Genomic DNA, 19,994 nt, shown 5'->3' with positions numbered 1-19,994 from the left:
AGAGCCTTCAGCGGTTTTGTAAGGAGCCCTCAGCGGTCTTATAAAGAACCGTCGGCGGTAATTTCCCGGGTATGAGGGAGCCGCGTATAGCGGCGACTCAGCCAGGCCTGCCAGTCCTCCTGTAGGGATGCTGTGCCGCCGGGATAGTCCTCCAGCGTGACTCTAAGGTCCCTCCGTGAGTCACAGCGGCCGGCGTAGGCCGTAAGGACCGTACCCTTGAGCGTCTCGGCGCCGGCGGGCGTCTCCAGCAGAAAGGCGATCAGGGCCCAGGCGCTGGCGTAGCGCCTTTCGGCATCCTCGCCCATCCATTCCTGTTGCGACAGCGTGGTCAGCGTGTCTACGCTCACGGCGCCCCGGCGCTGCAATAAGCGAAGGTGGTCCGCGTTGCTTGTGAATCGCGCATTGCTGCCCTTTACCTCCAGGGACTCATAGTGTTCCGCAAGTCCTTCGTTGAGCCACGGCGGCGTGGCGCCGAGATGACGCGCAGTGATGAGATGGGAGATTTCGTGAAAGGCATTGCCCAGAGCGCTTCCGCGATACGCAGGGGTGTAGAGAATCAGCGCCTCATTGCTGCGCATGCGGTAGAACCCCGTGGTGGTCCATGCTTCCCCGTTGGGTTTGCCATAGATCTCGCGGAACCGCCGGGCGTCCCCCACAAAGCGGATATTGATTTGGGACTGCCGCAAAGCGCCATCCCCCAGCCATTCCTGCCACTGGGCGTAGGTCCGGGTGGTGCCTACTGCGAGCTTCTCTTCCAGGGCCCGATTAAGCGTGACGCCCTCGGACTCCACACGCAGGGAAAACGCTTTTTCCGCTTCCGCGGCGTTGATGCCGGTGTCCGCACAGTCGCTTGCCGCGAGGAGAGGGGGCGCCGATGCCTGGGTTGAGGACAGAGGTGACCTTAGAGGTGACGCGGAGGGCGGAGATTTGTAGAAAAAGGCCACCGCCGCACCGGCGCAGAGTCCGATGGCGATGCCAAAGATCACCCCGGCAGTGACGGTCTTGCGGTGCTGCCGCGCCTGGTCTCTTAGCCCCCCCATGCCGTGCCGCCGTGATCCTAGCCGGGCATGACTTCGTTGTAATCCGCGGTGATGCGGTCAAGGCGTTCTTTCATCGCCGGCCAGAACTCCGGATGCGTGAAGAGATAGAAAGTGCCCGAGGCCATGCCATCCACGACGCGCTCGGCGAGAGCCTCGACGCTGATGCCCTCGTTGGCAATGATCTGGTCGATCATGTTCATGCCATCCTGCTCTCCGCTGGCCTGCGCCGCTTCCTCAGGATCGGGGTGGTTGCGACGGCTCTGGGCGATGCGGGTTTTTACCCAGGCGGGACAGAGGACCGAGAGCTCGATATTGGAGTTCGCCAGCTCATAGCGCATGGCTTCGGAATAGCCGACAACGGCAAACTTGGTGGCGCAGTAGGCGCCCATGCCGGGGTTTGCCGTATGTCCGGCGAGGGATGCCGTGTTGATGATGTAGCAGGACTCACCGCATGCGCGCATCGCCGGCAGAAAGAACTCTACCCCGTGGACCACGCCCATGAGATTGACGTCAACGACCCAGCGCCAGTCCTGCAGGGGCGTTTCACCGGCATTTGTGTGACCGCCGCCTACGCCGGCATTGTTAAACAGAAAATTCACTTTGCCATGGGTTGCCAGGGTGCGCTCGGCAACCTCGCGATAGGCGTCGGCGTCGCGCACATCCAGAACTTCCGTGTGCACGGTAATGCCCTCGGCGCGCAGCTCCTCCGCCGCTTTATCCAGCGTATTTTCTTCCACATCGGCTAACACCAGGGTCATGCCCTTGAGTCCCAGGGCGCGACCGACGCCAAGGCCGATGCCGGCGGCGCCGCCGGTAATAAATCCCACGGTGTTGTCAAAGTTATTCATGGCGGATCCTGTCGTTAAGAGGAATGATCGGGAAGCTGGGCACAATAAGGGAGAGCTCGGGTCGGGTCCAGCGGGTATACTGACAACCCCGTAGCACTGTTGGCGTCGCTTTCTGCCATTTCGCCGGTACGTGCCTCCTTTTTTCAGCGTTCTAGGAGTTTCCTATGTCGTTTTCCCATCGTCATCCCCTATACGCGGCTCTGCTTGCCGCCGGTTTCGCCCTGTCCCTGGGCGCCTGTCAATCCGATGAAGCTACCGTCGCAGGCAGTGATGCCACAGCTGATGCCGGCATAGCGACTGCGGCTGGAGATGCTGCTGATAATGCTGCTGCAAGTGCTGCGAATGCCGCTGAGATTGCTGCTGAGAACGCGGCAGCGGCTTCAACCGCCGCGGCGCAGGATAGCCTCACCGCGGTGCTGGCGGCTCAGCCGGCAGAAGCGCAGGCCCGTTACGACGCGCGCCATCCCGCAGAGACCCTGAACTTTTTTGGCATCGAACCGGGTATGACGGTGATCGAAGCCCTGCCCGGCGGTGGCTGGTACAGCAAAATTCTCGCGCCCTATCTGGGGGCTGAAGGCACGCTCATCGGCGTTGACTACGATCCGGCCCTGTTCCCCCTGTTTGGTTTTTTCTCCGAGGAGCAACTCAAGGCCAAGGAAACCTGGGTAGATGACTGGCTGGCGGAAGCCCGCGGCTGGTTCGACGCCCCCGTGGCGGATCTCGACGCATTCCAGTTTGGCAGCCTGCCTGAGCGGCTCGATGGGGAAGTGGATGCCGTGCTCTTTATTCGCGCCCTGCACAATCTTGCCCACTTCGAATCCGATGGCGAGTTTCTGACCACGTCTCTGGAAAACACCCGGGATGCGCTAAAGCCCGGCGGCATTGTGGGCGTCGTGCAGCACAGCGCGCCGGAAGATGCCCCCGATGCCTGGGCCGACGGTTCCGCGGGCTATTTGAAAAAGAGCTTTGTCATCAATCGTTTTGAGGCTGCCGGATTTGAGTTTCTGGGGGAGAGCGATATCAACGAAAACCCCCGGGATATGCCCAGCACCGACGATGTCGTCTGGCGTCTGCCCCCGACGCTCTCGGGGAGCAACGACGATCCTGAGCTCGCCGCAGCAATGACCGCCATCGGCGAGTCAAACCGCATGACGCTGCTGTTTAAGAAGCCTGAGTAACGCGGCCCATTGCACCAACAACCCCAAAGCTAGTTAAAACACAGGCCGTGCACCGCTCGGCCTTCGGTCAGCCGCGCTTTCGTCGCTATTTTCCCTCTACCTGCCTATCGACCCTGGGCAGTTGGATCATCCGGTTTCTCTTTGGTTGGACGGCCTGGGAGCTGACGGCGTCCGCCTTCTGGGTGGGCACGATTGCCGGACTCATGCTCGTGCCAACGTTTTTGCTGACGCCGGTTTTCGGGATTACCGCCGATCGCATCAATCCCCGCAATGGACTGCTGGTCACCATCAGCCTGGCGGGACTGCTGGCGGCTCTTGCGGCGATCACGGCGACCCTTGGGTTGCTGGAACTGCCGGCCCTGGCGGCGCTCGCCCTGGTGTTCGGCGCGGTAACCTCCGCCCACACGCCAATTCGCCTGGCGTTTCTGCCCCGTTTGGTGGAGCGCGAGGCCTTGCCCAGCGCAATCGGTTACTCGGCGATTATCTTTAACACTTCACGCATCATTGGTCCGGCCCTGGGAGCCTGGCTGCTCCTGGTCACCTCCGTGCCCGCGGCCTTTGCCACCGCAGCCTTGATCTGCATCGGTGCTGTGTTACTGCTGACCAGAGTGACCGGCACCGAGCGCGAAGCGAGCAGCGAAGCAAAACCCCCATTTATCGCACAGCTGCGCGCGGGTCTTGGGTATCTGCGTCGCGACACGATGCTCAAACAGGTGTTCTTGCTCACGCTTGCCAGCGGCATGCTGGGGCGCACGGTGATCGAACTGTTGCCGGCGGTCTCGGGAAAACTCCTCGCCGGCGACTCAGCGACCCTGGCCACCCTCACGGCGGCGGCGGGCACCGGTTCTATTCTGGGCGGCTTGCTGGTATCGAGGCAGAGCGGGCATCTGCGACGGCTCTTTCATATTGTTCTGCTGGGGCTTTCTCTCTCCGCCATGACGGCCTTCAGTGCCGGGCTTTGGCGGGAGCTATGGGTTACGACGCTTGCTATCGGCCTGATCGCCGGCTGCACAACGACCATCGGCACGGGTTGTCAGGCGCTCACGCAGCTCACCGTGGATGAGGACTATCGCGGGCGGGTGATGAGTCTCTGGGCGGTGGTCGCCATGGGAACGCCGGCGATAGGCGCGGTGCTGGTGGGCAGTGTGGCGGATGTGGCAGGGTTCCCCTTAGCTTTTGCCGGCACCGCGTTGTTTGCATTGGTGGTCGTGCTCAAGCTGCGCAGCAGAGCGCCGGATCACTCCACCGATTCGTAGGGTGTGATGCGGCCGTTGGCGATGCCCTTTCGAAAGCGAGCGACCTCGGCTTTTACCTCGGGGGCAAACAGATACAGGCCAATGATGTTGGGTACTGCGATGAGGAACACCATGGCGTCGGAGAACGCCAGCACCGACTCCAGCTGAATCATGCAGCCCAGGGCGAGGAATCCGCAAAACACGAACTTGAAGATGTTCTGCACCAGGGCGCCTTCACCGAGAAGATAGGTGCAGGCTTTCAGGCCGTAGTAACTCCAGGACACCGCGGTAGAAAAGGCAAACAACAGGGCCGCGACGGCGAGAGGGTAGGGCGCCCAGCTCACGTGATGGGCGAAGGCCGCGGAGGTCAGGGCGATGCCTTCCAGGCCACTGTCCATCAAACCATTGGGGAAGGCGGTCACGACAATCACCAGCGAGCTCAGGGTGCAGATCACCACGGTGTCGATAAAAGGCTCCAGCAAGGAGACCAGGCCCTCGGAGGCGGGCTCATCGGTTTGCACCGCCGAGTGGGCAATGGAGGCGGAGCCGATACCCGCTTCGTTGGAAAACAGCGCCCGCTGAAAACCTACGATCATGGCGCCGATCATGCCGCCCGTGGCGCTCTCCCAGGTAAAGGCCGTGGTGACGATCAAGCTCAGGGCCTGGGGGATTTCGGCGTAGCTCAGCAGAATGATGACCAGGGCTGAGACCACATAAAGCAGCGCCATGGCGGGAACCACCTTGGCGGCAAAGCCGGCAATGGTGCGAATGCCGCCGATGATCACCAGGCCCACGAGCACGGCAATGGCGATGCCAAATAACCAGCCTTTGTCGGCGAAATAGCTCTGCTCGCCGCCGCTGATATTCACAAACTGCACGTAGGCCTGATTCGACTGAAACATATTGCCAATGCCCAGACAGCCGATCATCAGGCTCGCAGCATAAAAAGCGCCCAGGGCCCTCCCCAGTTTTGGCCAGGCACGGACGCTCAGCCAATGCTCCAGGTAATACATGGGGCCTCCGGAGACGGAGCCATCGGCGTTGTGTCGCCGGTATTTCACGCCGAGGGTGCATTCCACCAGTTTGGTGCTCATGGACAACAGACCCGCGACCACCAGCCAGAGCGCCGCGCCGGGGCCGCCAATGGTAATGGCCACGGCGACGCCGCCGATATTGCCGATGCCCACGGTGCCGGAGACGGCGGTGGCCACCGCCCGGAAGTGGGATATCTCTCCCGGGGCATCGGGGTCGTGATAGTCCCCGCGGATGATGCGCAGGGCGAGGGGGAAGGCGCGAATATTGAGAAAGCCCAGGTAAACGGTAAAGAAGCTCGCAGCGACAGCGAGCCACAGCACTATCCAGGGAACGGGGATGCCGGCGATGGGGATTTCGTAAAAAATGAATGACGCCAGGCCGTCAGCAAAGGGTTTTATGAGGGCTTCTACGGTGGCATCGATGGACTGACTCATCAAAGTTTCTCGGTCGAAGGAGTCACGACCATACCGGCTGTGGCGAGCAACACAAGTTTTGGGCGCGAGCCGGCCTCAAAGGGGGCTTACCCGGACTGGTTTTTTTTTGGAGCCTTAGCTGCACTGGTCTTTAGTGGGGCGAAGCGAGGACAATAGCGGGGTCGACAGCAACGGGAAGGTGAGAAGACAGCAAATGGCCAGCTACTCGGTGATCAATCCCTGGAATGACGAATGTCTCGGGGAGTACGTTTATGCGGACGCAGGGGCGGTTAGCGCAAGCCTTGATGCTCTTCGCCGCGGTGAGTTGATTCAGCGCAGTCTCGCAGCCCATGAACGTGCGGATATCCTCAGGCGCCTGGCGGAATTGCTCAAAACCCATAGAGAAGAGCTCGCCATGCTCATCACGGCGGAGATCGGCAAAACGATTTCCGATGCGCGGGTGGAGTTGGACCGGGCGTTCAATACCACCATCGCTTCCGCGGAAGAGGCCCGGCAGATCGCCGGCGAAGCGCTGGACTCCGATGCCTACCCGCCCACCCGTGAGCGCATTGGCGTCGTGGTCTGGCGGCCCCTGGGTACGGTGCTGTGCATTACACCGTTTAATTTCCCCCTGAATATTGCCATGCACAAGCTGGGGCCGGCCTTTGCCGCGGGCAACGCCGTGTTGTTTAAGCCCGGTCCGCAAAATACCGCCTCTGCCCGGCGTCTGGTGGAACTCTGCTATGAAGCGGGGATGCCTCCCGAAACCCTGCAACTGTGCATTCCCGACGTCCCGGCCATGGCAGAACTAGTCGCTCACCCGCAGATCAAGGCGATTAACTTTACCGGTGGCACCGCGGCTGCCAATGCCATTGCCAAAGCCGCAGGTTTTAAGAAGCTGCTCCTTGAACTCGGCGGTAACGACCCCCTGATCATCATGCCTGACGCCGACATCGATGCGGCCGTTGCGGCTGCGATTAATCAGCGTTTCGCCACCGCCGGGCAGCGCTGCACCGCCACCAAGCGCGTGTTTGTGCATCGCGAGGTTTACGCGCGCTTCCGGGATGCGCTGGTGGAAAAAACCCGCACTCTGGCGGTGGGGGATCCGACCTTGGAGACGACTTTTGTGGGCCCCGTGATTCACGCTGCCGCCGCCGATGAAATTAGTGGGCGCATCGAGGATGCGCTATCCCGAGGAGCGGTGCTTGCCTGTGGTCACAAACGGGAGGGGAACCTTCTCTGGCCGACGGTCATCGAGGAGGTTCCCGATGATGCAACGCTGGTGGTCGAGGAGACCTTTGGGCCGGTGCTGCCGCTTCGGCAGTTCGATCATCTCGATGAGGTGGTGGAACTGGTGAATGCCTCGCCCTTCGGGCTCCAGGCCGGTGTATTCACTCAGGATATCCGCGTGATGCGACGGCTGTTTGATGAGCTGGAGGTGGGGCTTTTAGCTACAAACGATGGGCCGGGTTTTCGGGCGGAGCACTTCCCCTTCGGTGGCGTTAAAGACAGCGGTATCGGCCGTGAGGGCGTGAAGTACGCGATTCGCGAGATGAGCTATCAAAAGACGCTTGTGATTTGAGGGGTGGTTTTAGCGGTGGGCGTTGAAGCTTCAGCCCATTTTTTTGGGATGGTTGCAACGCGAGTGGCGATGACCGCTTTCGCCTAATTTGAGACGTTAGCTTTATCAAATCTTGGGCAATAAAAAGCCCTCACTCTGAACTGCCCCCCATTTGTTGGACAGTTTAGGCGGAGTCTTCAAAGGCCTGAGTTCGGTAAGCAACGGGACTTAGGCCTTTTAGTTTGGCTTTGATTCGCCGATGATTGTAATAGTCGATGTAGTCGTGGATCTCGGCTTCGAGCGCTCTGATCGATTCAAACTTTTCGCCATTGAAGCACTCGCTCTTCAGATGCCCAAAGAAGTTCTCCATCACCGCATTATCCAGACAGTTGCCCTTGCGAGACATGCTTTGGGTCATCTGTGAAGCTACCAGCCGTTCCCTAAATCCCTCCAGCTGATAGAGCCAACCCTGGTCAGAGTGCAGCAGCGGCTGCTCTTCAGGCCCGAGCAAAGCCCGAGCATCATCCAGCATGTCGTTGACCATCCTTGCGTTGGGGGAGCTGCTCACTCGATAGGCAACGATCTCTTGATTGAACAAGTCCATCACAGGCGACAGGTATAAGCGCCGCCCGGCCACGTTGAACTCGGTAACATCCGTCACCCATTTCTGCCTGGGCTCAGGCGCATAGAACTCTCGATTCAGGCGATTTTCGGCGATGCGACTAATTTCGCCTCGATAAGACACAAAACGACGCCGACGCACCTTGGCTCGCAGATCCATGTCCTGCATGAGGCGCTGGACCTAATTGTGGTTGATCGGCAGCCCCTGTAGCCGCAATTCCAGTGTTACACGCCGATAGCCGTAACGCGCCTCGTGATCACGGAATACTGCCTGGATCCGAGCCTTGGCATGCCTATCGACATCGGGTTGCTACCGTTTAGCCTGCCAGTAATAGAACACGCTGCGAGGCAGGCGCGCCGCCCGCAGGAGGTATTTAAGCCCATGCATGTGCCTCAGTTCAGTCACCGCTAGCGATCGTTGTTCTCGTCCGATCGCTGCTCCCGAACCAAGGCTTCCAGCTTTTTTAGGTAGTCGGTCTCCGCTCGGCGGTAGAGCAGTTCCTCGCGCAACTCCTCAGCGGTCATCTCCTCGACGGGTTTATCGAGAATCTCATCCAGATCCGCTCGCCCCTTAGGTCGTTTACGTTTCATGCGCTTGGGTCTCCGGCTTAGTCCGGCTTCGCCGGCCTGCGCGAACCGCTTTGCCCATGTCGCTACGGTGCTTGGAGAGGCAATACCGAAGTGCGCGCTGGCCGTCTTGGCAGACCATGACTCTGCGCGCATCTTGCTCAGAACGCTAGTTTTGAATGCGACACTGAAGTGTCCAGAGCGCTTGGTGAGGCCTTCGTAACCGTGATGCTGGTAGAGACTTAGCCAGTTGCGAATGTGCGATGGACCAACACCAAAACGCCGGCTTAGGCGTCTGGCGCCATCACCTGTAGCTAGGTGGTAATCAATGATCTGACATTTATCGTCAAAGGAATACTTCGTTATAAAGAACAAACCCCCGAAGTTGGTTTGTCCAACTATCGGGGGTCAGTTCACTCGGAGGGCTGTATAAGGAGTGCCGTTTACATTTTTTTGCGCTTCGACCATCCAAGGCCTGCAAGGCCGAGGCCAAGAAGGGCGAGGGTCGCAGGTGACGGAACAGAGGCTTGAGCCGCTGCTGTGGAAAAAGCAACCTCACCAAGAGAGCAGTAGGGGCTACCACACGAATTCATATCCAAGCGCACATATTGAGCGTTCACGCTGCCACCAAGAGAAATCACGTCTGCGAGGTAGTCAACACTACTTGCGTTGTCCGTGGGAGCAAAATCGCTTACCCGTTCCATAAACGTGCTGCCGTCTACTGAGGTCAGAATATCCAGCGACAAAATGCCCGAAACATCCTCGTTCCACAAGGCAATTTTATCGACACTAAACAAGCCACCCAGATCGTATTCAATTACCCCGCTTGTTGTGCCACTTTGGGAAAAGTATTCTCGCTCGGCAATAAGCGAATGGAGGGGATTCAACCCCAAATAGGTATCGAAATCATCGACGCCACTTGTAAACCCGGTAAGCAACCCTGACTGATCAATGGTATTGCCAACGCTATATACCGCGCTGAATTCAGTGCCAGATATAAGCGTCGCAGAGACCGCTCCTCTTATTATTCCGGCTTGCACGCTTCCTCCGATCAATAAACCGAAAAGTGCTGCCACAACGCTAAGTTTGATTTTCATAGATATCTCCTTTTACGAGTATTAAGCATAATATGGTCCAAAAAAAATAAAAAATATAATTATCATAATGTTACCGTATTGACAGAAGGCTTAAATCGCGCCTGAAGTGCTTTATTGTAAAAAATACTGACACTTAGCTATGCGTATGTGCGAAACGTAAACGCAATGACCAACATAACCAGAGAGTTAACAAACGTTCGCGTGTGACTGTTTCACGTAGTTTTTTAGGCGGGGCTACTGATACGACCGCCTTGAGGTGGGAGCAGTCGCCAAACACCGCAGCCAGATAGTGGGTTTTGGCAGACATCCTTCAATACTTGGCCGCTTGTCTTCTAGCCAATTTGGGAGGCAGCTGGCAGCAGCTGCGGCTCTACTATGACACTGTTCTTGACTAGAGCGACAATACACGTGGTTTGAGCAGTAAAACCACTTTCAACCGCGTTTTGTACACTAGATAGAAACCGGGTGGCTCACACCCACAAATCAACGACTCCGATACAGCCCCACATGCACCAGCGGAGTTTTCGCAGGAGTTCCGGGTAGAACCTGTTTGGGCACTTTGTTCTTTACGGGCTCCAAAGACAGCAAGTAGCTACCAATGGCGCGCGCATCGTCGGTGCTTAGTTGGGCGTAGCTTGTCCAGGGCATGATCGCCATGGTCTGGCGGCCGTGGCGGGTTTTGCCGCTGCGCAGGAGAGTAACGATTTCGTCAAGAGTCCAGTCACCCAGGCCCGTTTCTTTATCCGGGGTGAGGTTAGGCGGATACACGGCACCGGGGTAGGTGTTCACCATGGGATTGCTGTAGGCGATGCCGATCGTGGACCCTGCCAGGGTTTTATTCGGATCCGGTTTGCCGATGAGTGCTCCGTCCGTGTGGCAGCTTGCGCAGCCCAGTAAATTCACCAGGTAGCGTCCTTTGGCAACCGCCTCGTCGTCGGATCCCATGGGCAGTTCAATACCCTTGCTGGCCTCCACGGACGTCATACCCTTGAGGGGGTTTGGCGTCTTGCCGGTGCCTCGCTCATCCGCGGCAGCCGCGAAGGAGGGCATGACAATGGCCGAAACCAGCCCCGCCGTGAAAGCGATCCTCATGATTATCCAGAACTTCTTATCCATGGATCAGTACCCCTATGCCTTGGTGATTCTGCACCCTGTTTTTAAGCTTGAATCAAGGTGCTTTAAAACTGCCAGCCCAGTTCGGCGCGAAAGGCGTCGAAGGTCGGGTCAGCGCCCTGGCCACCGTCAATGGTCGTTTGTTCCCAGCCGCCGCGAACAAACATGCCGCGGCCGAATTCATAGCGCAGGCCGGCGCCGATATTCCAGCTGAAGTTGGTTTCTGCGTAGGTAGAGTAAAAATTGCTGCAGATGTAACCCCACCAGGGATCCCACCAGCAGCCTGTGCTTGGGGGTCCGTCGGCCACATTGGAGTCGAGATAGGTCCAGCCGATGCCCGCCTGCACGTAGGGGGTGAAGGGACCATCCAGTAGGTTCCAGACGCCGTTGAACTGGCCCGTGAATGTCGTCAGGCGGTGGTTGATGAACACCAGGCCCTCGTCTTCCGTATCGAGCACCGCGTCATAGTCGGCGCGGGACCAGGAGCCGTCAAAGCGCAGGGCGAGGTTCTGGGTAAAGTTGTAGCCAGCGCTGAAGCCGATGCCGTAGCCGCTGTCGATATCCACGGAGGATTCATTGAGGCCATCGCTGCTCTCGGAGCCGGTGAGGTAAAGCCCGATGGTGGTCTCCCACTTACCAGACCGCTGAACCATAGGGCCGGCGAACTGGGCCTGCGCAGTGAGGGAGAATAGCGCTAGGGCGACGATGAGTAATTGCGCTGTGCGCATAGGAACATTCCTTGTAGCAATGTGGACAAAAACCGTTTGAATTTGATGGCGGCTTTGAACTCGGCAGCAGTGGCTGACAAACGACGTTAATGCCCGCCAGTGCTGCACGACCTTGAAAAATTATAGCAGCCCACTCTTACAGATCACTATTTCAATTCCCCTCCGCAATTCCCTATTGCAATCCAAAGCCCCGTTAGCCCACGATAGCGCCGGTCACAGGCTTGCCGACGCGTTCCCCATGGGCAGCGACAGGCATCAGAAAACGAAACCTGGAAAACAAACCAGCAAATCATCTGGCAATGACACCAACAAAGACACCGACAAAGAAACCAACAAAGACACCAGCAAAAAAAGAGACCCGATATGAAACCCGAGACGATTGCCCTGCACGCAGGCTATGAGGGCGACCGCGGCAACACCCGCGCCGCGACGACCCCCATCTATCAGACCACCTCCTTTACCTTCGATGACACGCAGCACGGTGCGGATTTGTTCAATCTGGCGGTGCCGGGAAATATCTACAGTCGCATTATGAATCCCACCAACGGCGTGCTCGAAGAGCGTCTCGCCCAGTTGGAGGGGGGTGTCGGAGCCCTCAGTGTGGCTTCCGGTATGGCGGCGATCCGTTATGCCATCGAGGCCATCACCGAGGCGGGGAACAATATCGTGAGTACCTCGCAGCTCTATGGAGGCACCTACAATCTGTTCGCGCACACCTTCCCGCGGCAGGGCATTGAGGTGCGCTTTGCCGAAGCGGACGATTTTGACGCCGTGGCGGCGCTCATCGACGACAACACCCGGGCGCTTTTTTGCGAGTCCATCGGCAACCCCGCGGGGAATGTCGTGGATATTCAGCGCTGGGCGGACATTGCCCACGCCGCGGGCGTGCCTCTGATCGTGGATAACACCGTTGCCACGCCGATCCTCTGCCGCGTATTTGATCACGGTGCCGATATCGCCGTGCACTCCCTGACCAAATACATCGGCGGCCATGGCACCACCATTGGCGGTGCCATCGTGGATTCGGGCAAATTCGATTGGGCGGCGCAGCCCGAGCGCTTTGCGGTGATGAACACGCCGGATCCCTCCTATCACGGCGTGGTGTACACCGAAGCCCTGGGCCCGGCGGCGTTTATCGGACGCTGCCGCGTGGTGCCCCTGCGTAACACGGGCGCTGCCCTGGCGCCTCACAGCGCCTTTTTGATCATGCAGGGCCTCGAGACCCTGGCGTTGCGCATGGAGCGCCACTGCGACAATGCCGAAAAAGTCGCCGATTACCTCCTGGGTCATCCAGCGGTCAAAAAGGTCAATTACGCGACCCTGTCCGACAGTCCCTATGTGGAGACCTGTAAAAAGATCTGCGGCGGTCGCGCCTCGGGGATCATCAGCTTTGAGCTCGAAGGCGGGCATGAGGCGGGGGCGCGGTTTATCGACGCCCTGCAGTTGATTCTGCGCCTGGTTAATATCGGCGATGCCAAATCCCTGGCCTGTCATCCCGCAAGCACGACGCACCGGCAGCTCAATGCTGAAGAGCTGGCCTCGGCGGGGGTCAGCGAGAGCATGGTGCGTCTGTCCATCGGCATCGAGCACGTGGATGACATCATCGCGGATCTTGAACAGGCACTGGCTGCCAGCGCCGGCTAGGGGCACAGATACTGCGCGGGGCGGCTATGACCGCCCTGAGTTATTCAGGCTGTTAAGCACGGTTAAGCGGTTGCAGGGACCCGGGGGCGATGGCCCTCGCGAAGGTGCTCAATGTTCTCGCCGCCCAGGGTGCCCCCACTCAAGGTATAGGCACGCCCAAAGCCTTTGACGTAACGCCCCTGTACAGGCGCGAGGGAAAACAATCGAAAGTCCGCCAGTTCGCTGAGGCGTCGGGGCCGCTCGCCAAATCTTTTCTCAAGATGGTTCAAAGCCATGTTTCCCGCATCGGACTCAGTTTTCAACTGCGTGGCGCGTACCTGATAGTTCACGCGAACCCGGGCAAAGTATTCTTCGGCACTATCCTCGTCCTCGATGATTAATACCGAGGCTCTGGGATTCGCAAGAAGATTCAGGCCGTGCACCGCAATATCTGACAACACCACGTACAGGCGATCGTCAGCGACTGCAAAGGGTGCATAGGAGGCATAGGGCACACCATCCTCCCCGAGGGTCGCCAATTGCAGTGTCTTCCGTTGTCCTATAAAGCCCAATACCTCTTCCGCCAGGCGGCTCTGTAGAGCGGTGTTTTTCATAGTTCCTTTTCCTCCTGTGCTATGAGTGATCCCTGGATCTGCAGCAGTTGAAAAAACGCCAGCTGATGGGCCAGAACCTCCCCTTGGGCATCCCGTCCCAGAAACACCTTGAACAGGCACTGCGCCTGTGGGTCTTCAAAGACGAAGGCGTAGCTTGGGCGACCCCGGTGCGGCTTATCCTGAAATCTCACGCGGTGTAGCTTTGCAAGGGCAAGATGCCCATGGAAACCGCTGCCGTTGTTCATGAGATTCAGGTGGCCCTCACTGCGCTGCCCCCGGGGAAACTCCCCGCTGAACTCAAAGACACAGCCGCCGTGTAAAACGATGCAGGTGACGGGTCCCAGGGACGGCAGATGCTCTAAAAGAGGAAGCGTGTCTTCGGGGGCTAAAAAATCATGTTGTGTTATCGGACTGGTCATCGGGCACTCCTAAAAGCTGTAAACGGCTGAAATGATCACTTCGCGACCTGCCTGGGGAAGCTGGTCCCAGGCGCGCTGGTAAAAGCGGTCCCCGAGATTGTTGACGTTGAAGTCAATGCGCAGGGCATCAAAGCCTTGGGGACGCCAGTGGGCATAGAGGTCGACAACGCTGTAGGCATCGAACTGCGTGTTGGGATCAAGCTCAGGAACATCGATGCGAGATTGTTCTCGCGCGTGAATAAAGCGAAGTCCCGTGAGGATGTCTTGTCGGGTGAACTGGTAGCGCAGGTCAGCATTGAAGGTGTCCGCGGGAATGTTGGATAGGTCCTCGCCGGTGACATCGTCGCTGCCGCGGGTGGAACCGAAGCCAAGGCGTAGCTGCAGATTGTTGGCGGCATAGCTTGCGGAAATTTCACCCCCGCGCAGGGTCGCGGCATCGACATTGACCCAGCTGGTGTTACCCGGATCGGGTCGACCCATAAAGCTGGGGCCGCGGACAATTTGCTCAATAAAGTCATCGACTTTGTTTTCGAAGACACTCGCGGAGAGATTCAGGCGGTGGCCCGAGCGGAAGCCGGGGAGTTCGAGCGTGGCGAGCAATTCCGTATTGGCCGCGGTTTCGGCATCGAGATCCGGGTTGGGGGTAAAGCTGTTGCAAAACCCCGGGCCCATGCAGAAGTGGGTGCCGCTGCTATAGAGCTCCTCGGCGCTCGGTGCGCGAAACGCCCGGTCGTGGCGAAGGGTGATGCTGAGGCTGTCACTGGGGCTAAAGCGCAGGGCGGCCGAGGGTGACAGGGCATCGTCGCTGCGCTCGCTGTTGAGATTGTCCGCACGGGTTTGAAAGTCGTCATAGCGCACACCCAGATCGAGACGCCAGGATTGACCAAGGGGCACCTGCGCCATGCTGTAGGCGCTCCATACCTCGGTGTCGGCCTGAGGGGGCTCCGGTCGGTTCAGACCGCTGCGCCGGGCGTCAAAGGACTCCTCATAGGCATCAATGCCAAAGAGGAGCTCAGCGCCGCCGATGGTGGCGCGGGTGCTGAGGTTGATGCCCACGGTGTTGAGTTCCGTGTTGTCGTCCCGACCATCGCTGAGGCGGCGCTCATCCATGGAAACGCGGTTTGTGTAGAGGAGCACCTGCGTGTCGAGCATGTCGCTGGGGTGGCTGTAGCGGTACTCGAGGCTGCCGTTATGGGTTTCTTGCTCCCGCTGTAACAGAAAGTTACTGCTGGCGTTGATGGGGGCGGTACCGTTAGACGGCACGGCGCCATCGAACTCGGCGCCGCGGTAGATGAGTTCCAAGCTGTGATTGTCACCCAGGCTTTGACGGAATTTTGCGAGGACGCCGCGGGTGTCAGCCGCCGAGCCTTCGAGTCGTTCCCCATTGCCCAGGGTGACGTCGTCACTGTCCCGAACATAGCCCGATAGCAGCCAATCGCTGCCACCCTGGCGGCCGAGGAGGGCGGCGGTGGTGGTTTGCTGACTGTTGTTGCTGTTATAGCCGCTTTTGAGGAATCCCCCCATAGATTGCTCTTCGGCCAGAAAGTCATCGGCGCGCAGCGTGCGCTGGGCCACTACCCCGCCCAGGGCGCCGGAGCCCCAGAGACTGGATACGGGTCCACGCACCGCTTCCACGGAGGCGAGCAACTCGGGATCCAAGAAGTAGCCCGGGCGATGACCGGATTCAAAACTCTGGCGCGCCCCATCCACGGTCTGCAGGACTTTGTTGCCCGTGAGTCCTCGGATGTTCAGCGCCTGGTTGGCCGCCCGGGGACCGCCTGCGACACTGATATTGGGCTCGTAGAGCAGGGTTTGCGCCACGGACTGGGCCTGAAAGCTTTCGATATCCATGCGATTCAGAGTGGCAATGCTTCGCGCGACATCGTCCAGATTGCTGTCAAGGCGGGTAGCCGTGACCGTGACGACTTCCAGTCCGGCTTCTCTGTCTTCCTTGGCGGTCGCCTCGCCAGAATCTGTGGCGAGGGCGGCGGCGCTGCTTGCAAGCGCCACGGCCACGGCGATGCAGCGCGGGAGCAGATGCGTCGCGGGATTGTTGGCTTTTAGCCTGGAGTGGACGGTCGCGTGGGAGGTGTCGTGGGAGAAGGTGCCAGTGCTGAGCATGGGGCGGTGTCCTGTGAGTCGCAAAATGTTGTGGTTCAAAACAACGGTAATAAATCTTATTCTAAATGTAAATAACAATGATTCGTATTTGATTTAAGCGAGAAGCTCTGACACTATTTCGGCCACGTCTCATCAGGAAGATTGTCATGCCCGATATCGCATCCCCATTTTTTGCACGATCGCGTGAGCTTTCGCGGAGTCTTTTCTGCCGCAGCACCGCACTTACCCTACCCATTGCGGTGATGACGCTGCTGCTCTTGCCGGTGACGGCCTACGCGGAGGCGTCGACCCAGCGCGTGACTAGCACCGATGCCGCAATTACCGAGATTGTTGTTGCGCTGGGGGCGCTGGATCGACTGGTGGCTGTTGATGACACCAGTGACCTTCCCCCGGAAGGGGCGATTCTCCCGCGTCTTGGCTACCACCGGGCGCTCAGTGCGGAAGGTTTACTCGCCCAGCGTGCGGATCTGGTATTGGCCTCGGAGCATGCAGGGCCGGAGCGAGCCCTGGCACCCCTGGCAGCCGCGTCCGTGGCGCTGGTGCGCTTACCCGTTGCCCATAGTGTCGACGGACTCAAAGCTAACATCCGCGTGATTTCTGAGGCTCTGGACTTGCAGGAAGCGGGCCGGCAGTTGCTGGCGCAGATCGACCAGCAGGCCGCCGTTATCTCCCGGCACTCTTCGCTCTCTGCCCGGCGTGCGGTGCTGCTGCGCGAAAGTAATGGCGAGCTCCGCGTCGCCGGAGAAGGGTCAGCGGGCAATGCGCTTCTTCAGTTACTCGGCGCCAACAATGCCGTGGACTACAACGGGTATCGAACCTTCACCGCCGAGGGTCTGCTGGCCCTGAACCCCGAGGTTCTGCTCATAGCCGACGAAACCCTACCGGCGGCTGCGCAGTGGCTGAGCGGCTATCCACTGCTCCGTTACTCTCAGGCGGCCCGAGATCAGGCGGTGGTGAGCGTGGATAGCCGAGCCCTGGTAGGCGGATTGAGCCTCAAGGCCTTGTCCGAGGCGGAGCGCATACTACGAGCCACAACCGCTCCCCAGCAGGTTTCTCATCCGTGACGGTGAATAGGTCTACTGTCCGCCGCCTGGCTCCCCACACCACAGCGATCTGTTTGCTAGCTGCACTCCTGGTGGCCGGCGGTTTGTCCTTAACCTCCGGTGCTGTGTCCCTGCCCTTTGGCGCGGCTCTTCTGGCGCTACCCGATGTCGTGTTTGGCCTGGGCATGAGTTCTCTGGAGGGCTACGAAAAAGCCGTGATGCTCGAGTTGCGGCTGCCCCGCAGCTTGCTGGCAGTCGTGGTGGGGGGGCTCCTCGCCCAGTGCGGCGCGGTGATGCAGGGGCTGTTTCGTAACCCTCTGGCGGATCCCGGCGTGATTGGTGTCTCCGCGGGCGCTGCTCTGGGTGCGACCCTGGCGATCTTTTTCCTACCCAATGCCCAGCAATCCATAGTCTTACCCCTCGCGGCATTCGCGGGTGGCTTCGTCACCAGCATGCTGGTCTATTCCCTGGCTCTCGATGCCCGGGGCACCTCCGTGGTCTTGCTCCTCCTCGCCGGCGTCGCAATCTCGGCCCTGTCCGGCGGGGCTATCGCACTTCTGAGTTATCTGTCCGACGACGAGCGTCTGCGGGATATCGCGTTCTGGCAGATGGGTTCCCTGGCGCGGGCCGACGATGTGTTGCTCGGCGTTCTGGCCCTTGCGGCAGTGGCGGTGGCTCTGCGTTTTCAAGGGCGTGCCAGAGCGCTGAACGCACTGCTTTTGGGGGAGTCCGAAGCTCGTCACCTGGGCATTCCCGTGGAGTGGTTGAAGCTCGAGCTCATTGTCCTGGTCGCCCTGGGTGTGGGACTCGCCGTATCCGCCTGCGGGCTTATCGGGTTTGTGGGTCTTGTGGTGCCGCATATGCTGCGCATGCTCTGTGGACCCGATTACCGGGTGCTACTGCCCCTGTCGGCCCTCGGGGGCGCTTTGCTGCTCATTGCCGCCGACAGCGCGTCGCGCGTAGTCATCGCCCCGGCGGAGCTGCCCGTGGGTATTGTGACGGCACTCATTGGCGCGCCGTTTTTTATGATGCTGTTGCTGCAGATGCGAGGGCGCGGACTGTGACTCTCCGGGTGATCGATCTGCAGGCGCGTCGGGGCGGGTTTGCTCTCACGGTGCCGAGCTGGGAGGCAATGGCGGGAGAGTTTCAGGCGCTTTTAGGCGCCAATGGTGCAGGAAAAAGTAGTTTCTTTGCTGCCCTGGCAGGGGATATACGTTGCCGCGGCACCGTTGCCTTGCAGGGCCGAAACATCAGGGAGTGGACGGCCGCGGAGCGGGCGCGCAACGTCGCGGTCCTGGCTCAGCAGTCCCATATCCCCTTTGCATTTACAGCGCAGGAGGTGGTGGCCCTCGGTCTTACGCCTCTCAGCGTGGATTGGCGCGAAGGGCAGCGTCGCGTGCGCCGGTCCATGGATCGTTGCGACTGCGAGCACCTTGCGGACCGCTCTTACCCCGCCTTATCCGGGGGTGAGCGTCAGCGCGTGAATCTTGCCCGGGTGCTGCTGCAGCTCAGTGAATCCCAGGGTCCGCCGGTGCTCCTCCTCGATGAACCCACCTCGGCCCAGGATCTGGGGCATCAGCATGGGATGTTGCGGATGCTCCGGGACCTCGCCCTCAATGACGGATACGCGGTCGTTGCGGTGCTTCATGACCTCAATCATGCCCTGCGCTACGCCGGTCGATGCGCCCTGCTCGCCGATGGCAAGCTCGTGGCATCGGGGCCTGTGCGCTCAGTGCTGAGTGCCGACCGGGTAGAGCAGTTCTGGGGTTACCGGCCCCGCCTTGGGCATCTGGGAGGTGAGCCGGTTCTCCTTTGAGTGCATCTAGGGGAGAAAGCCCGGGCGCAGTTTGAGAGAGAGGGCAAAGAAGCCGCTGGCGCCCACGCTGATGTCCAGGTCCTCCAGCTGGCTGTCGTCGCTGTTAAAACGAATGCCGCGCAGGCCGCCCACACCGGTGCGCGCTTCCAGCCAGAGGTTTTTGTGGATTCGGCGTTCGGCGCTTAAGCCGAAGTCCCAGGCATCGAGGCTTATCGCCACTTCGTTGTTCACGGGCTGCAGGCTCCAGGCCGCGCCCGATGGCGACGCGCCGAGACGGAACATCCAGTCCGGGGTCGGCGCATACACTACGGCCGGCCAGGGCATGATGGCGCTCAAGGTCCAGCGCGGATTGATTACCCAGCTGGCACCTAAATAGGGGATGAGGTAGCTGTCGTTGGGGCTGTCATCACCAAACAGACCAAATGCCCACCACAGGGTTTCGTTTTGCGTGTACCGGGCGAAGACGCCGCCCATGGTCTGCAACGTCCAGTTCGAGTCCTGCTGGGTACTGCGATGACCCACGGGCATGACAAAGGCTGCGGCCTGCCATTGGGGGTTGACCTGCCGGAACCAGCCAATGGGCAGGCCCACGGAGTCCACGCGAAAGTCATCAATCTGCTCGTTGTCCGTTTTAAAACGATTGCTGCTGAGATAGGCGCCGACAATCACCGCATCGCGCTCACTCACCAGAAAGGGGACGCCCGCCGCTGCGGACGCGCCCTGCTGTTCGAAGTTCAGGGCTTGTCCCGTGAGGGCGCTGTCAACGGTAGCCTCGCCATAGCTGCGGGCGCTGGTGTAGGCGATGGGGATGAAGGGGGCGTTGGAGCTGCTGCGTTGAAAAACAATCTCGCTGTTCTCAAAGGCCGTGACCGTGTCCTGCACAAAGTTTTGTGCCTGGCTGCTTGCGGCAAGAAAAGCACTC

The 19,994-nt window shown here is 59.6% G+C and carries 19 protein-coding genes and 2 pseudogenes; 7 read left to right on the top strand and 14 right to left on the bottom strand.

Annotation, left to right across the window (positions count from 1 at the left end):
* Positions 1 to 38 precede the first annotated feature (38 nt).
* Complete coding sequence (locus KT71_RS15805) at positions 39 to 1,040, bottom strand: DUF1570 domain-containing protein (protein WP_008294354.1); 1,002 nt, start codon at positions 1,038 to 1,040, stop codon at positions 39 to 41.
* 17 nt (positions 1,041 to 1,057) lie between these two features.
* Positions 1,058 to 1,888, bottom strand: a complete 831-nt coding sequence (locus KT71_RS15800; RefSeq protein WP_008294355.1) for an SDR family NAD(P)-dependent oxidoreductase — start codon at positions 1,886 to 1,888, stop codon at positions 1,058 to 1,060.
* 164 nt (positions 1,889 to 2,052) lie between these two features.
* On the opposite strand from KT71_RS15800, the gene KT71_RS15795 reads away from it, so the two are divergent.
* Together KT71_RS15795 and KT71_RS15790 are read left to right on the top strand one after the other, a co-directional pair.
* The gene (locus KT71_RS15795) at positions 2,053 to 3,066 is read left to right on the top strand and encodes a class I SAM-dependent methyltransferase (RefSeq protein ID WP_008294356.1); all 1,014 of its coding nucleotides are present in this window, start codon (positions 2,053 to 2,055) and stop codon (positions 3,064 to 3,066) included.
* 47 nt (positions 3,067 to 3,113) lie between these two features.
* Positions 3,114 to 4,322, top strand: coding sequence for an MFS transporter (locus KT71_RS15790; RefSeq protein ID WP_008294357.1), 1,209 nt, complete (start codon positions 3,114 to 3,116; stop codon positions 4,320 to 4,322).
* On the opposite strand, the gene KT71_RS15785 is transcribed toward KT71_RS15790, so the two are convergent.
* Positions 4,304 to 5,770 (bottom strand): alanine/glycine:cation symporter family protein, encoded by a 1,467-nt coding sequence (locus KT71_RS15785; protein WP_008294358.1) that lies wholly within the window; start codon positions 5,768 to 5,770, stop codon positions 4,304 to 4,306. The two genes, KT71_RS15790 and KT71_RS15785, sit on opposite strands and share 19 nt — an antisense overlap.
* Before the next feature lie 193 nt (positions 5,771 to 5,963).
* Between KT71_RS15785 and safD the strand changes: the two genes are divergently transcribed.
* A complete protein-coding gene (gene safD / locus KT71_RS15780; protein WP_023660177.1) occupies positions 5,964 to 7,331 on the top strand; it encodes a sulfoacetaldehyde dehydrogenase SafD in 1,368 nt (455 codons plus the stop codon).
* Positions 7,332 to 7,494: 163 nt separating this feature from the next.
* Here the strand turns inward: safD and KT71_RS15775 are convergent, their stop codons facing one another.
* The 7 genes and pseudogenes from KT71_RS15775 to KT71_RS15755 all read right to left on the bottom strand — a co-directional run bounded on the left by KT71_RS15775 (position 7,495) and on the right by KT71_RS15755 (position 11,436).
* The gene (locus KT71_RS15775; RefSeq protein WP_008294360.1) at positions 7,495 to 8,100 is read right to left on the bottom strand and encodes an IS3 family transposase; all 606 of its coding nucleotides are present in this window, start codon (positions 8,098 to 8,100) and stop codon (positions 7,495 to 7,497) included.
* A 12-nt stretch (positions 8,101 to 8,112) separates the two neighbouring features.
* Positions 8,113 to 8,217 (bottom strand): annotated as a pseudogene (locus tag KT71_RS21420) (IS3 family transposase); the annotation flags it as partial.
* 122 nt (positions 8,218 to 8,339) lie between these two features.
* Positions 8,340 to 8,522, bottom strand: a complete 183-nt coding sequence (locus KT71_RS21120; RefSeq protein WP_051403822.1) for a hypothetical protein — start codon at positions 8,520 to 8,522, stop codon at positions 8,340 to 8,342.
* Between the two features lie 12 nt (positions 8,523 to 8,534).
* Positions 8,535 to 8,873, bottom strand: a pseudogene (locus KT71_RS21415) (helix-turn-helix domain-containing protein); the annotation flags it as partial.
* 68 nt (positions 8,874 to 8,941) lie between these two features.
* On the bottom strand, positions 8,942 to 9,595 hold the full coding sequence (locus KT71_RS15765) for a PEP-CTERM sorting domain-containing protein (protein ID WP_008294362.1): 654 nt from the start codon (positions 9,593 to 9,595) through the stop codon (positions 8,942 to 8,944).
* A 483-nt stretch (positions 9,596 to 10,078) separates the two neighbouring features.
* On the bottom strand, positions 10,079 to 10,711 hold the full coding sequence (locus tag KT71_RS15760) for a c-type cytochrome (protein ID WP_008294363.1): 633 nt from the start codon (positions 10,709 to 10,711) through the stop codon (positions 10,079 to 10,081).
* Between the two features lie 62 nt (positions 10,712 to 10,773).
* Complete coding sequence (locus KT71_RS15755) at positions 10,774 to 11,436, bottom strand: porin family protein (RefSeq protein WP_008294364.1); 663 nt, start codon at positions 11,434 to 11,436, stop codon at positions 10,774 to 10,776.
* A gap of 363 nt (positions 11,437 to 11,799) precedes the next feature.
* Here KT71_RS15755 and KT71_RS15750 point away from each other — a divergent pair, with 363 nt between their 5' ends.
* Positions 11,800 to 13,080, top strand: a complete 1,281-nt coding sequence (locus KT71_RS15750; RefSeq protein ID WP_008294365.1) for an O-acetylhomoserine aminocarboxypropyltransferase/cysteine synthase family protein — start codon at positions 11,800 to 11,802, stop codon at positions 13,078 to 13,080.
* A gap of 62 nt (positions 13,081 to 13,142) precedes the next feature.
* Here KT71_RS15750 and KT71_RS15745 read toward each other — a convergent pair whose 3' ends face one another.
* Genes KT71_RS15745 through KT71_RS15735 form a run of 3 tightly spaced genes read right to left on the bottom strand, consistent with a single transcriptional unit; the run spans position 13,143 to position 16,213 of the window.
* Positions 13,143 to 13,673: a pyridoxamine 5'-phosphate oxidase family protein gene (locus KT71_RS15745; protein ID WP_008294366.1), complete on the bottom strand. Its 531-nt coding sequence runs from the start codon at positions 13,671 to 13,673 to the stop codon at positions 13,143 to 13,145.
* Positions 13,670 to 14,092 (bottom strand): ChuX/HutX family heme-like substrate-binding protein, encoded by a 423-nt coding sequence (locus KT71_RS15740; protein WP_008294367.1) that lies wholly within the window; start codon positions 14,090 to 14,092, stop codon positions 13,670 to 13,672. Before KT71_RS15740 ends, KT71_RS15745 begins: the two co-directional genes overlap by 4 nt.
* A 9-nt stretch (positions 14,093 to 14,101) precedes the next feature.
* On the bottom strand, positions 14,102 to 16,213 hold the full coding sequence (locus tag KT71_RS15735; protein WP_008294368.1) for a TonB-dependent hemoglobin/transferrin/lactoferrin family receptor: 2,112 nt from the start codon (positions 16,211 to 16,213) through the stop codon (positions 14,102 to 14,104).
* 146 nt (positions 16,214 to 16,359) lie between these two features.
* Between KT71_RS15735 and KT71_RS15730 the strand changes: the two genes are divergently transcribed.
* The 3 genes from KT71_RS15730 to KT71_RS15720 are packed head-to-tail and all read left to right on the top strand — an operon-like array spanning position 16,360 to position 19,072.
* Positions 16,360 to 17,277: a heme/hemin ABC transporter substrate-binding protein gene (locus KT71_RS15730; RefSeq protein WP_008294369.1), complete on the top strand. Its 918-nt coding sequence runs from the start codon at positions 16,360 to 16,362 to the stop codon at positions 17,275 to 17,277.
* A gap of 53 nt (positions 17,278 to 17,330) precedes the next feature.
* Positions 17,331 to 18,320: a FecCD family ABC transporter permease gene (locus KT71_RS15725; protein ID WP_040362419.1), complete on the top strand. Its 990-nt coding sequence runs from the start codon at positions 17,331 to 17,333 to the stop codon at positions 18,318 to 18,320.
* On the top strand, positions 18,317 to 19,072 hold the full coding sequence (locus KT71_RS15720) for an ATP-binding cassette domain-containing protein (protein WP_008294371.1): 756 nt from the start codon (positions 18,317 to 18,319) through the stop codon (positions 19,070 to 19,072). The genes KT71_RS15725 and KT71_RS15720 overlap by 4 nt, the downstream gene beginning before the upstream one ends.
* A 6-nt stretch (positions 19,073 to 19,078) precedes the next feature.
* Here the strand turns inward: KT71_RS15720 and KT71_RS15715 are convergent, their stop codons facing one another.
* The gene (locus KT71_RS15715) at positions 19,079 to 19,954 is read right to left on the bottom strand and encodes a DUF6268 family outer membrane beta-barrel protein (RefSeq protein ID WP_202962363.1); all 876 of its coding nucleotides are present in this window, start codon (positions 19,952 to 19,954) and stop codon (positions 19,079 to 19,081) included.
* Positions 19,955 to 19,994: the final 40 nt, after the last annotated feature.

The sequence above is a fragment of the Congregibacter litoralis KT71 genome (genome assembly GCF_000153125.2).
GTDB classification, from domain to species: domain Bacteria; phylum Pseudomonadota; class Gammaproteobacteria; order Pseudomonadales; family Halieaceae; genus Congregibacter; species Congregibacter litoralis.
The sequence above is the reverse complement of the archived record's forward strand: the minus strand, read 5'-3'. Positions and strand labels throughout refer to the sequence as shown.

Excerpts from the sequence above, each read along its gene's own strand:
- KT71_RS15805 (WP_008294354.1), bottom strand. The coding sequence starts at position 1,040 with ATGGGGGGGCTAAGAGACCAGGCGCGGCAGCACCGCAAGACCGTCACT.
- KT71_RS15740 (WP_008294367.1), bottom strand. The coding sequence starts at position 14,092 with ATGACCAGTCCGATAACACAACATGATTTTTTAGCCCCCGAAGACACG.
- safD (WP_023660177.1), top strand. The coding sequence starts at position 5,964 with ATGGCCAGCTACTCGGTGATCAATCCCTGGAATGACGAATGTCTCGGG.
- KT71_RS15745 (WP_008294366.1), bottom strand. The coding sequence starts at position 13,673 with ATGAAAAACACCGCTCTACAGAGCCGCCTGGCGGAAGAGGTATTGGGC.
- KT71_RS21120 (WP_051403822.1), bottom strand. The coding sequence starts at position 8,522 with ATGAAACGTAAACGACCTAAGGGGCGAGCGGATCTGGATGAGATTCTC.
- KT71_RS15755 (WP_008294364.1), bottom strand. The coding sequence starts at position 11,436 with ATGCGCACAGCGCAATTACTCATCGTCGCCCTAGCGCTATTCTCCCTC.
- KT71_RS15795 (WP_008294356.1), top strand. The coding sequence starts at position 2,053 with ATGTCGTTTTCCCATCGTCATCCCCTATACGCGGCTCTGCTTGCCGCC.
- KT71_RS15730 (WP_008294369.1), top strand. The coding sequence starts at position 16,360 with ATGCCCGATATCGCATCCCCATTTTTTGCACGATCGCGTGAGCTTTCG.
- KT71_RS15735 (WP_008294368.1), bottom strand. The coding sequence starts at position 16,213 with ATGCTCAGCACTGGCACCTTCTCCCACGACACCTCCCACGCGACCGTC.
- KT71_RS15785 (WP_008294358.1), bottom strand. The coding sequence starts at position 5,770 with ATGAGTCAGTCCATCGATGCCACCGTAGAAGCCCTCATAAAACCCTTT.
- KT71_RS15765 (WP_008294362.1), bottom strand. The coding sequence starts at position 9,595 with ATGAAAATCAAACTTAGCGTTGTGGCAGCACTTTTCGGTTTATTGATC.
- KT71_RS15760 (WP_008294363.1), bottom strand. The coding sequence starts at position 10,711 with ATGGATAAGAAGTTCTGGATAATCATGAGGATCGCTTTCACGGCGGGG.
- KT71_RS15750 (WP_008294365.1), top strand. The coding sequence starts at position 11,800 with ATGAAACCCGAGACGATTGCCCTGCACGCAGGCTATGAGGGCGACCGC.
- KT71_RS15775 (WP_008294360.1), bottom strand. The coding sequence starts at position 8,100 with ATGCAGGACATGGATCTGCGAGCCAAGGTGCGTCGGCGTCGTTTTGTG.
- KT71_RS15800 (WP_008294355.1), bottom strand. The coding sequence starts at position 1,888 with ATGAATAACTTTGACAACACCGTGGGATTTATTACCGGCGGCGCCGCC.